The organism is Nitratireductor sp. GISD-1A_MAKvit, assembly GCF_040819555.1.
Classification (GTDB): Bacteria; Pseudomonadota; Alphaproteobacteria; order Rhizobiales; family Rhizobiaceae; genus Nitratireductor.
On sequence record NZ_CP161920.1, the window covers coordinates 2838996 to 2850983 of the forward strand.

An 11988-nucleotide genomic window follows, 5' to 3' on the forward strand; every position below is an offset into this window, starting at 1 on the left:
CGCGGCATGATTCTCGTCATGGAACTCATACTCTTGTGCGCCGCGTCGTGGATCGCGATGGCGGGGATCGTTCAGTACCGCCGCGGTGTCAGCTTTCACCAGGCAGCCCTTCACGCTCCACTCAAGCTTCTGCTGCGCATCAGTGACCGGGAGATTGACATCGCGCGCGGTGCTGATGCTCCCGTCATTTACGCGATCTGGCACCAGTCCCGGCTCGATCCCGCGACGATGCTTGCCCTGTTGCCGGACGACACGCTCCACATACTCGATGAAGGCTCGGCGAAGTCACCTTTTCTGGAGCCGTGGCGATCGCTTGCGCGCACCATAGCGTTCAATGCACACCATGTTTTCGTAAGCCGTCGTCTGGTCCGGCGCCTGAAGGGGAACGGTCGCCTTGCCGTGTATCTGCCTGACGAGACCGATCCTGATACAAAGGCGTTTCGTCTGTTTCGCGCCGTGGCACGGATTGCCCTGAAAGCCGAGGCCCGGGTGGTGCCGGTCTACATGGAACGGCGTGGCCTCATTCCCGCCCGTCATGTTCGCACGCTCCCCCCCATGACGATCGAAGAGCTGATCGCACGCGCGCAGCGCGATGACATGCGTGCTTCAGAGGCGCTTTTCGAACGCATGCTCGAAGTCCGGGCACCGGAAAAAAACACGGCGGAATCTTAAAAAACTGAACGGATTTGCCTGAAAACGGTGCCCCGCTTTTCAGCTTTTCGCCGGTTTGTCCGCGTTTTCGTCGCTTTTTTTCTCTTCCCTCTCGGCCCGCCTTGTATAGGCGCGCATGCTGAACACCAGGAACACGAGGTAGAAAAGCGTTGAAATCGTGAGCGTGAGCCAGGTGTAGCTCGTCAGAAGCAGAACATAGAGCGCAAGCCCCAGAATAAGTGGCAGAACATACTCTCGCCGAACGCGGCTTCCTGAACTCTTCCCCGAATAGACTGGAAGGCGGCTGACGAGAAGAAAGCCCACCAACACCGTGTAGGCGGAGGCGGACAGCGCCATCGTCAGATCCGGTGCAACACCCAGAAACCCCAGATAGACCGGCAGCAGAACCAGTGCAGCACCGGCCGGCGCTGGAACACCTACGAAATAATCCGTATGCCAGGCGGGACGATCAGGGTCGTCAAGCATGACATTGAAGCGCGCCAGCCGCAGGCAACATGCAATGGCAAACAGAAGGGCTGCGATCCATCCAAGTGCGCCGGCCTTGTCGAGAACATAGGCGTAGAGCACCAGCGCTGGCGCCACGCCAAAATTCACAATGTCGGCGAGCGAATCCATTTGCGCGCCGAAATTCGATGACGCCTTGAGCATGCGGGCCACGCGGCCATCCACCGCATCGAGAAAGGCGGCGATGAGGACCATGACCACGGCTGTCTCCACGCGCCCTTCGAATGCCAACCTGATTCCCGAAAGCCCGGCGCAAATGGCGAGAACCGTGATCAGGTTTGGCACCAGCATGCGCAGCGGAATTTCGCTGAACTTCGGCCCGCCTCCTCCGTGCGGCTCGAACGGTGGAAAGGGGCCTGCCATCACGAAACCCGCACGATCGGCTGCTTCAAACCGGTGTCAAAAACGGCCAGAACGCTTTCGCCACCGACCGCCGTCTGGCCGATTGCCACCCGGGGAACAGCGCCCTCAGGCAGATAAACATCGACGCGTGAACCGAACCGGATCAGACCAAATCGTTCACCCACGGCAAGCTCGCCGGGGGCTTCGGCCCAACACACGATGCGTCGCGCCACGAGCCCAGCAATCTGCACCACCGGGACCGGGCCATGCGGACTTTCGATCACCAGTCCATTGCGCTCGTTTTCGGCGCTCGCCTTATCGAGCTCCGCATTCAGGAAGCGTCCCGGCCGGTGTTCGATGAGCGAGATCCGGCCACGCACCGGTGCACGGTTGATATGGCAGGAAAAGACATTCATGAAGACGGAGATGCGCGTCATCTCCCCCTCGCCCATACCGAGCTCGGGCGGCGGAACAGCCGGCCCGACAAAGGAAATGACGCCATCAGCCGGTGCAATGACCAGACTGTCGTCCACCGGGGTCACCCGTTCGGGATCGCGGTAGAAATAGACGCACCATGCGGTGAGGATCAGGCCAATCCAGAAAAGCGGTCCCCAGATGACACCAAGAATGATGGTGGCACCGGCGAAAGCCGCGATAAATGGATAACCTTCCCGGTGTATCGGCACGAAGGTCTTGCGGATCGTGTCAATCAGGCTCATCGACGGCCACTTTCAAATTGAATGAAGTAGCGGCCTTGGTAAAGGAAAGCGGCCTTTCCCGCAACGCGTGAGCTCCTCTCGCCTGTCAATAAGCAGGCGTGCGCCGCACCACCACACCCATCTCGTCGGTTTCGCGCGCCTTGCGCAGGCGCTCTTCGGCCTCGGTCGCCTCGCGCTGACGGTTCCACATTTCAGCGTAAAGCCCCCCGGCATCGAGAAGCTCCTCGTGCCTTCCCCGCTCGGCAATCTCGCCGCCCTTGAGCACGATGATTTCGTCTGCATTGATGACCGTGGACAGGCGGTGCGCGATTACCAGCGTCGTGCGGCCGCGACTGACCGTATCCAGGGCTGCCTGGATTTCCTGCTCGGTATGCGTGTCGAGCGCCGAGGTGGCCTCGTCAAGCAACAGGATGGGCGGGGCCTTGAGTATGGTCCGGGCTATGGCAACACGCTGTTTCTCGCCGCCCGAAAGCTTTAGCCCACGCTCTCCAACCATGGTTTGATAGCCGTCTGGAAGGCTCTCGATGAATGGACCTATCTGTGCCATCTCGGCAGCCTTGCGCACCTCCGCCTCCGTCGCATCGGGACGGCCATAGCGGATGTTGTAGGCAATGGTGTCGTTGAAAAGGACCGTGTCCTGCGGGACCATGCCAATCGCCGCTCGCAGGCTCTTCTGTGTGACGTCTTTCACGTCCTGACCATCGATGGTGATTTGCCCGCTCTGGGCATCATAGAAACGGAAGAGGAGACGCGAAATGGTGGATTTTCCGGCGCCGGAGGGCCCAACCACGGCAACAGTTTTGCCCGCCGGGATCTCGAAATCGATCCCCTTCAGGATCGGGCGGTCCGGATCATAGGAAAAATGCACATTGTGAAACCGTACATCGCCCTGTTCAACCTGCAGCGGTTTGGCATCCGCCCTGTCGGTAACCTCCGCCCGGACATCGAGGAGATCGAACATCTGCTCGATGTCGGTCAGCCCTTGGCGGATTTCCCGGTAAACGAACCCAATGAAATTGAGGGGGATGGAAAGCTGCATCAGCATGGCGTTGATAAAAACGAAGTCGCCGACGGTCTGCGATCCGCGCATGACTTCATAGGCCCGACAGCCCCATGGCTGCCGTCATGCCAAGACCGAGAATGACACCCTGCCCGAAATTGAGCCAGCCGAGTGAAGTCCATGTGCGGGTCGCGGCGTCCTCGTAGCGCTCCATCGAACGGTCAAACCGCCGGGCCTCCATGGCTTCATTGTTGAAGTATTTCACCGTCTCGAAGTTGAGCAGCGAATCGATGGCCTTGGTGTTGGCGTCCGTGTCGGAATCGTTCATCTGCCGGCGAATGCCGATACGCCAGTCACTCGCCTTGACGGTAAACCAGGTGTAGAGCCACACGGTTACGGCAATGATGACCACATAGATCCAGCCATAGGCGAAAGCGAAAATGCCCGCTGCCAGAAGAAATTCGAGCAGCGTGGGGATCGTGTTCAGGATCGTGAAGCGCACGATGGTGTCGATCCCCTTGGTGCCGCGCTCGATGATACGCGACAGCCCCCCGGTGCGCCTTTCCAGATGGAAACGCAGCGACAGGTCATGCATGTGCACAAATGTGCGGTACGCAAGCTGCCGGACCGCGTGCTGCCCCACGCGGGCAAACAGGGCATCGCGCAGCTGATTGAAGCCGAGCTGGACAACCCGCACCACATTGTAGGCGACGACCAGCATGATCGGCCCTGCGAGCATTGCCGGGAGAAGTGCGGGAAGCTCCCCTTCGCCCGACAGCGTGTTGGTGGCCCATTTGTAGAAATAGGGAACGAAGACCAGAATGATCTTGGCCAGCACCAGAAAGACGGCTGCGACAACCACGCGACGCTGGAGCTCCGGTCGGTCGGATGGCCACATGTAGGGCCAGAGGTTTCGCAGGGTTGCGAGTGTGGACCCTTCGGCCGAAACGGTCTTATTGTTCATCGGTTTCGGCCTCCTGCCGCATCTGCTTTTTTTCCTTGGCATCAACACATGTGTGAACCAGCCCGGCCAGGCTGGACGAAAGAGCCTTGAGCGCCACCGTATTGACTTCGTAACGCGAGCTCTGCCGCTCTGGCCGCACATGCACCAGCCCCGCCTCAACCAGCACTTTCAGATGCTGTGAGACCGTTGACTGTGCCAGATCCAGATGATGCACCACATCCTTGCAGCAGCAGGCATCGAAGCCGGAGAGATGCTGCAGGATTTTTACCCTTGCGGGATGAGACAAAGCACTGAAGCCGCGGAACATGCGGTTGTCAGAGCAACAGGTATCGGGAGATTGAGGGGGCACGGCGCAACACCTTCTATCGTTAATCGACGATATACGATGAAAGGTGTTGCCGATGCAATGCCTGGCCGGCTGTCTTTTCAGCTATTCCGAAGTTTCGGGCGTTACCACCTGATCCTGGATCGCTTCCATATCAGCGGGCTCGCCTTGATCCGAGCTTTCGGGAACGGTGAAGACCTGCCCTGGCCAGATCCGGTCCGGATCTTCGATCTGGTCCTGATTTGCAAGATACAGAGTGGTGTACCGAATGCCACGGCCATAGACACGCCGTGAAATGTGCCACAGCGTATCACCCCGACGAATAATCACGGACCCTTCCACCGGAGAGAGCCTGGGAGCGACCGTGTCACTCTCTGCCATCGCGTCGTCAGACCCGGGCTCTGCTTCCCCAGGCGCAGTTTCGCTCACACGAGCTTCCTCGCCGTCTACCAGATCTGCGCTTGCAGCATCACCACCCGAAGCGATGTCAACTTCTTCGGCGGAGCTGTTCTCTTGCTGTGCGTCCGGCGTTTTCGGTGCTTCCGGTGTTGCAACTGCGGACAGTTTCTCTCCGCTGGATCGCGTGAACGGCACTGCAGCGCGCGCCATGACGCTACGGCCATCCTCGGAAAGCATGTCGGCACGAACGATATAATCGCCAACGGGCAATTCGCGTCTGGCCTCGACGAGAAAACGGCCGTTTGGCGTGGCGATGGTTTCACCAAGCAGGGTGTTGTTGGCATAGACACGCACCACGCGCCCCGGGCTTGTGGCACCGGCAACGAAGATTTCGCCACCGTCTATCTCGACAGCCTCTATGAAGAGCTCACCGCCGTTTTCCGTGGCCGGCTCGCTCTCCGTCGCGGTTTCAGTAGCATTTGCCTCGGTTTCGTCGGTTTCACGCTGAACGGATACCGAGGGCTCGGTCCGCTCTACGTCATGCGTTTCCTTCTCAGCCGGGGATGTATCAGGCTCCGGCTCCACCGCCTGGGCCTGTGCGGGCTCCGATACCTCTGCCTGCAAGGTCTCTTCAGAGGCCGTCCCATCCGGTGCTTCTGTTGCCGGCGTGGCTTCTGCGCTTTCCTCCGCGGCCGGGGAAGAGGGTGTCTGGGCCTCCGGAACAGTGATCAGGCGGCTGGGTTCACCTGGTTGATCGACGAGAGCAAGGACCTGCCCCGTTTCTGAATCCGGAACCGTAACAATCGCTGTTTCAAGGGAAGTCGCAACCAGATTGTCTGGCGTCGTGGCGCGCAGGACGATCTGATAATCGCCCGGTTCCAGCGGATTGTCCAAAACAGCCGCGAAATCCCCCGATGGGCCGCTGGTCGCCATGCCTATGACTGTCGCCCCGTTGACGATTTCCACCCGGGCGTTGGGCGCCGACCGCCCGGCGATGACCATGGAACCGTCGGGCTCGACGCGCACAATGTCGAATGATGGCGGATCGATGGTTTCGGCATTCGCCTCCTCATTCGGCACCAGACCCGGTTCGGTCTGGCGAGCCTCTGCCGGCTGCCTATCGACGGTCTCTTCCGCCGGCTCATCATTCCTGGTCGGATCTTCTTGTGAGGATACGGTCTCGCGTCCCTCCTTGCCGCCGGCCACCCTGGGGCCTGCAGGTTCCTTCTGGTCGTCCTGCGGCGACGTGATGGCGACAGGCGCAGGCTGCCGCCCATCGAACGCACCAAGAATGTATGCCGCTCCAAGCCCCGCAATGACGGCGCCCGAGAGGAAGAGAAGCCCCGTTTTAGGTGTCAAGCCCATATAACCCACGCTTTTCCGTTCCCGACTGGCTGTAGCGCTTTTTCCTCCTGCCTACAAGAAAAAGCCCTTAACCTCTTGACCGCAACGGTAACCCATACAAGCAATGGACACCATGAAAACCATCGAGTCGGTATGCGTGTATTGCGGTTCGAGCAATGGACGCAATGCAATTCATTTCCAGGCTGGGCTGACGCTGGGGCGCGGGCTTGGCGAGGCCGGGATTCGGCTGGTCTACGGTGCCGGCACCAGAGGCATCATGGGCGCGGTTGCGCGCGGCACGATGGAGGCCGGCGGCAAAGTGACGGGGATCATTCCCCGCTTTCTCATCCGGCGCGAAGCCAATGAGGTGGACCTGGCCGAGCTCGATGAACTCATCGTGACCGACGACATGCACCAGCGCAAACACGCCATGTTTGAACGAGCCGATGCGTTTGTCGCCCTGCCAGGAGGGATCGGAACGCTGGAAGAGATTGTCGAGATCATGACCTGGGCGCAGCTCGCCCGCCATGAAAAGCCAATGGTCTTTGCCAATGTCGGCGGCTTCTGGAACCCGCTTCTGACCTTGATCGATCATATGAAGCAGGAAGGCTTCGTACACTCCGATCATCGGGTTCGTCCGATCGTGGTGGATCATGCGGAAGCCATCGTTCCCGCCATCCTGGCAGCTGCAACTGAAGACAGGTCGTCAAACGGGGAAGATCCGGCAGTCATTGACCGGATGTGAGACGCAATCGCTCTCTGGACTGGTGGGGCCGGGCATCTTATCCGGTGGGGGCGCCCTGCCTCTTTGCCCGACGCGCCTCCCGCAGCATCGACCAGCTGTATAGCGCGAGCGCTGCCCAGATGAGCGCAAACGCCACGGCCTTGACGCCGCCAAACGGCTCCTTGAACACAAACACGGCAATCAGGAAGATCATGGTTGGCGCGGTGTATTGCATGATGCCGATGGTGGAATACCGCAGAAGCTTGGCGCCCATCGCAAACAGGATGAGCGGTATTGCAGTGACCGGACCACAGCCGATGAGAAGCGCGACATCCCCCGGGCTGGAGAGCGAGAAATGCGATGCGCCTGATGCTGCCACCCAGATGAGGTAACCCAGAGCGGGCAGCGCAAGAATCATGACTTCGAGAAAAAATCCCTGGCTCGGTCCGATGGGAAGCGTTTTGCGCAAGATCCCATAGGCCGCAAAGCTGAATGCAAGGCTGAGCGACACCCAGGGCAGTCCACCCGCATCAGTGGTCAGGATCAACACGGCAAGGCCTGCAAGGCAAACCGCGGCGATCTGATAGCGGTTCAGGCGTTCGCCGAGGAACAGCGCCGCCATGGCAATGCTGACAAGCGGGTTGATGTAGTAACCGAGTGCCGTTTCGACAGCCCGGTCGACAGCGATCGCCCAGACATAAATGCCCCAATTGACCGAGATGATCGCCGCCGTGAGCGCTGCCATCAACAATGTGCGAGGCGAACGAATGGCCTGTCGAATGTCGGCCGTGCGGCCCAAAACATAGAGAATGATGGCCGCCACCGGGACGGACCACAAAACCCTGTGCGCCACCACCTCCATCGCCGGAACATGGGAAACAAGCTTCATGTAGAGCGGCAGAAAACCCCACATGCCATAGGCCGACAGTGCAAAAAAGAACCCGCGCATGGCATCGTCACGCCCGCGTTCAAGAGGTTTTTCCACTACTTCAGACATGATCTTCCCAAGGGACGTTCCGGCAAAGGCGGCAGGCAGTCCCACCCTGTCACAAAGCCGGGGTTCAACGCCATTGCAATGTATTGGTCCAGCAATCCTGGCGGGAAGCGGTCATGCTGTGCTTGCAGGCCTGTCCCGGTTCTTGACCAGCTTGTAGACAATGGAATCCATCAGGGCCTGAAACGACGCATCGATGATGTTGTCTGAAACACCGACCGTCCACCAGCGCGCGCCCGTTCCGTCAAACGATTCGATCAGCACTCGCGTGATCGCCTCGGTGCCGCCGTTGAGGATCCGCACCTTGTAATCGGCCAGCGCCAGGTCCGAGATTTCCGCCTGATATTTGCCGAGGTCCTTGCGCAGGGCGATGTCGAGCGCGTTGACCGGTCCGTGGCCTTCCGCAACCGACATGAGCGTTTCGCCATCAACGGTCACACGGACAACGGCCTCCGAGACGGTCTTCAACTCGCCGTTTGCATCGAACCGGCGCTCCACCATGCAGCGGAAACCATCGACCTTGAAAAAATCCGGTACGCGCCCGAGCGTACGCCGCGCCAGAAGCTCGAAGCTCGCATCCGCGCCCTCATAGGCATAGCCCTCTGCTTCGCGTTCCTTGACGAGTGCAATGAGAGTGTCGAGCCGCGGGTCGGTCTTGTCGACGGCGATACCGCGACGCTTCAGCTCGGCAATGAAATTCGATTTCCCGCCCTGATCCGAAACCATGACGCGGCGCGTGTTGCCCACAATTTCCGGCGGCACATGCTCATAGGTTTCAGGCTCCTTGAGCACGGCGGAGGCGTGGATGCCTGCCTTGGTGGCGAAGGGCCGATGCGCCGACATAGGGTGCCTGCTGCTCCGGTGCGCGGTTCAGAAGCTCGTCGAACCCGTGGGCAAGGCGCGATAGATCAGCCAGTCTGTCTGCCGGTATGCCGGTTGTGAAACGGTCGGCATAGGCAGGCTTGAGCATCAGTGTCGGCAGGATGGTAACGAGATTGGCATTGCCGCAGCGCTCGCCAATTCCGTTTAGCGTGCCCTGAACCTGACGCACGCCTGCCTCAACGGCGGCAAGGGAATTAGCCACCGCCTGCCCCGTATCGTCATGGGCATGAATGCCCAGTTGCGTGCCGGGAATGCCCGCCGCAATCACGGCGCGCACGATTTCCCTGATTTCGGCCGGTTGCGTGCCACCATTGGTGTCGCACAGCACCACCCAGCGACAACCCGCTTCATGCGCCGCCTTCGCGCAGGCCAGCGCATAATCGGGATTGGCCTTGTAGCCATCGAAGAAATGCTCGCAATCGACCATCGTCTCCTTGCCAGCGGCTACCGACGCCGCAACGGAGGCCGTGATCGATTCGAGATTTTCCTCGTTGGTGCAGCCCAGCGCGACACGCACATGGTAATCCCAGCTCTTGGCGACGAAGCAGACCGCATCGCTGGCCGTCTGAAGCAGGGCCGCGAGGCCCGGATCATTGGAGGCAGAGACACCGGCGCGCTTGGTCATGCCAAAAGCGACGAAGGCGGCGTTCTGCGTGCGTTTCTTCGAAAAGAAGGCGGTGTCGGTGGGGTTCGCCCCTGGATAACCGCCCTCAACATAATCGAAGCCGAAATCGTCGAGCAGTTTTGCCACGGCGATCTTGTCCTCGACGGAAAAATCCACGCCCGGTGTCTGCTGACCATCGCGCAGCGTGGTGTCGAAGAGATAGATGCGTTCTTTTTCTGCCATGGTTACTTGCCTGCATGCTGGTCTGTTGCCCGGATCAACCGGTCGAGAATGCCGAGCTGGGAGATGCGCGCCCTGACCCTAGCGACTACCGATATGGCCGATCACCGTTTCATCTCCCATTTCGTGCGGCGTTCGCCGCTTTCGGGATCCCTGTAATCCATGAGCTGGACGCCCTGTGCGGCAAGCTCGTCGCGGATGCGGTCGGCTTCGGCGAAGTTTTTTCCGTGCAACTGCTTTAGGCGCTCGTCCACCGCCGCTTCCACGGCACTGATATCGACGGATGCCTCCGACGCTTTGGCAGCGAACCATTCGGTCTCCGTCCCTGCCAGCAATCCAAGAAGACCCGCGCTGGTCTTGAGTGCCTGTCTTGCCGCACTGCTGCCCTTCGTCGCTTCGCTGCGCAATTCATGCAGACTGGCAATCGCAGCGGTCGTTGCGAGATCGTCGCCGAGTGCGGAAACGGTGTCAGCGCAACCGATGCCGCCGTCCTCGACATCCCCGACAGCCCGATACCAGCCGTCGAGCACCGCTTCCGCTTCTTCGAGCTTGCGCACGGAGAAATCGATCGGCTCGCGATAATGTGTCATCAGCATAGCGAGACGCAGCACCTCGCCCGGCCATTTGCGCCCGCCGAACTTCTCCGTCTCCAGGAGATCGTGAATGGTGACGAAATTGCCCTCGGATTTGGACATTTTCCTCCCTTCCACCTGAAGGAAGCCATTGTGCATCCAGTAGTGCGCCATGACATCGCGGCCATGGGCGCAGCATGATTGTGCGATCTCATTTTCATGGTGCGGGAAGATGAGGTCGAGGCCGCCGCCATGGATGTCGAACTCCTCCCCGAGATAGGCCGCCGACATGGCCGAGCACTCGATGTGCCAGCCAGGCCGACCGTGGATCGTGACCACCTTGCCACCGATGGTGAACCTGGCGTCCCAGCCCGGCTCGTCGGCTGATGATTGCTTCCAGAGAACAAAATCGGCCGGGTTCTTCTTGTGTGCTTCCACGGCGATACGGGCGCCGGCCTGCTGGTCTTCCAGCTTGCGCTTCGAAAGCCCGCCATAGGCAGGCATGGAGGCAGTATCAAACAGGATTTCGCCTTTTGCCTCATAGGCATGGCCGCGATCGATGAGAGATTGAATCAGGCTCGCCATGTCGGTCAGCCCGTCGGCGCGCGGCAGGACAAACTCGGTTGCGCGCGGCTCGATGGTCGGCTTCAGGCAGCCAAGTGCGGCAACGTCCGCGTGATACTGGTTGGCCGTTTTCTGTGTGACCTCGCGGATCGCCTCATTGAGCGGCAGAGCGGGATAGTCGCGGCGGGCACGCGCATTGATCTTGTCGTCAACATCGGTAATGTTGCGCACATATTTGACGTGATCCTCGCCATAGTGATGGCGCAGAAGGCGGAACAGGACGTCGAAAACGATGGCCGGACGCGCATTGCCGATATGGGCGTAATCATACACCGTCGGCCCGCACACATACATGCGGACGTTCTTCTCATCGATGGGAACGAAGTCCTCTTTGGCACGCGTCAGCGTGTTGTAGAGCCTGAGGCCCCTGAAACCGTTCGTCATCCTCGCCTTCCGTTTTCATCCCGTCATCACGCCGCCAAAACACCACATGCGGGCATGGCTTGCGCCGGCCGTCTGGCCTGGGCGTTTTTCTCGTCGGGGAAGAAAGGCGAAAACGTCCGGACCAGCGGTGTGGCGCTAGCCGATAATGCAAATACCGAAAATGGTGCACAGCGTTTTCATAGGCGTTCTTATCGCTGTCGCGGGCAGTTTGGTCAAGACTAAAAGCTGAACGCCAAAAGGCTGGGGATTGCTGCAAAAGCCGGCTCTGCGGCCCTAAAGAGGTATTGCAAGCAAATTGGCAATGTGAAGGAAATGTTAAGGCTGATGAGGCAATTTTAAGAATGCGCCTTCCGTTGGGGCGGACCGTCAAGATTTTGACGGATTTGAACCCCATCTGCGCGGAAGGGACGACAACGCGGAACCAAGGATCAGTCATGCCCCGCGAATTGAACAAGCCAGCAGAGTACAACGCCGATCAGGACAAGCCCCTGCTTAGCCAGTATCATGCGGTTGGACCGGCAGCCATCAACGCCGCTCTGCAGTGCAAGACCGAGAAGCCGGCACCGGCGCCACGGCACACGTCCTACGACACCCAGACCGACTGAGGTTTTGCTCCGGCTGGTCCGGAGTGGGGTGGTAATGGGTCAGGTCGTGCATCTGTCTGCATCGTGTCAGCGATGAGGTCGAAGGCATTT

At 59.8% G+C, this 11988-nt stretch carries 9 protein-coding genes and 2 pseudogenes; 3 read left to right on the forward strand and 8 right to left on the reverse strand.

Going from position 1 to position 11988, the window contains the following annotated elements:
- The first annotated feature begins 6 nt into the window (after window positions 1–6).
- A complete protein-coding gene (locus tag AB2N04_RS14980; protein WP_367715225.1) occupies window positions 7–672 on the forward strand; it encodes a 2-acyl-glycerophospho-ethanolamine acyltransferase in 666 nt (221 codons plus the stop codon).
- Window positions 673–711: 39 nt separating this feature from the next.
- Here the strand turns inward: AB2N04_RS14980 and pssA are convergent, their stop codons facing one another.
- The 5 genes and pseudogenes from pssA to AB2N04_RS15005 all read right to left on the reverse strand — a co-directional run bounded on the left by pssA (window position 712) and on the right by AB2N04_RS15005 (window position 6290).
- Entirely contained in the window at window positions 712–1539 is an 828-nt protein-coding gene (pssA, locus tag AB2N04_RS14985) for a CDP-diacylglycerol--serine O-phosphatidyltransferase (protein WP_367715227.1), read from the reverse strand.
- Window positions 1539–2237 carry a phosphatidylserine decarboxylase gene (locus tag AB2N04_RS14990; RefSeq protein ID WP_367715229.1) on the reverse strand — a complete coding sequence of 233 codons (699 nt, stop codon included), beginning with the start codon at window positions 2235–2237 and terminating at the stop codon, window positions 1539–1541. Before AB2N04_RS14990 ends, pssA begins: the two co-directional genes overlap by 1 nt.
- Before the next feature lie 85 nt (window positions 2238–2322).
- Window positions 2323–4201, reverse strand: a pseudogene (locus AB2N04_RS14995) (ABC transporter ATP-binding protein/permease).
- Window positions 4191–4508, reverse strand: a complete 318-nt coding sequence (locus AB2N04_RS15000) for an ArsR/SmtB family transcription factor (protein ID WP_367715231.1) — start codon at window positions 4506–4508, stop codon at window positions 4191–4193. The pseudogene AB2N04_RS14995 and the gene AB2N04_RS15000 overlap by 11 nt, the downstream one beginning before the upstream one ends.
- Before the next feature lie 123 nt (window positions 4509–4631).
- Complete coding sequence (locus tag AB2N04_RS15005) at window positions 4632–6290, reverse strand: LysM peptidoglycan-binding domain-containing protein (RefSeq protein WP_367715233.1); 1659 nt, start codon at window positions 6288–6290, stop codon at window positions 4632–4634.
- 112 nt (window positions 6291–6402) lie between these two features.
- Between AB2N04_RS15005 and AB2N04_RS15010 the strand changes: the two genes are divergently transcribed.
- Window positions 6403–7014 (forward strand): TIGR00730 family Rossman fold protein, encoded by a 612-nt coding sequence (locus AB2N04_RS15010; RefSeq protein WP_367715235.1) that lies wholly within the window; start codon window positions 6403–6405, stop codon window positions 7012–7014.
- Between the two features lie 37 nt (window positions 7015–7051).
- Here the strand turns inward: AB2N04_RS15010 and rarD are convergent, their stop codons facing one another.
- The 3 genes and pseudogenes from rarD to cysS form a co-directional block, all read right to left on the reverse strand.
- Window positions 7052–7990 (reverse strand): EamA family transporter RarD, encoded by a 939-nt coding sequence (rarD, locus tag AB2N04_RS15015; RefSeq protein ID WP_367715237.1) that lies wholly within the window; start codon window positions 7988–7990, stop codon window positions 7052–7054.
- Window positions 7991–8101: 111 nt separating this feature from the next.
- A pseudogene (gene cimA / locus AB2N04_RS15020) lies at window positions 8102–9716 on the reverse strand (citramalate synthase).
- Between the two features lie 101 nt (window positions 9717–9817).
- Window positions 9818–11293 (reverse strand): cysteine--tRNA ligase, encoded by a 1476-nt coding sequence (gene cysS, locus AB2N04_RS15025; protein ID WP_367715239.1) that lies wholly within the window; start codon window positions 11291–11293, stop codon window positions 9818–9820.
- A gap of 434 nt (window positions 11294–11727) precedes the next feature.
- On the opposite strand from cysS, the gene AB2N04_RS15030 reads away from it, so the two are divergent.
- On the forward strand, window positions 11728–11898 hold the full coding sequence (locus AB2N04_RS15030) for a transcriptional regulator (RefSeq protein WP_367715241.1): 171 nt from the start codon (window positions 11728–11730) through the stop codon (window positions 11896–11898).
- Window positions 11899–11988: the final 90 nt, after the last annotated feature.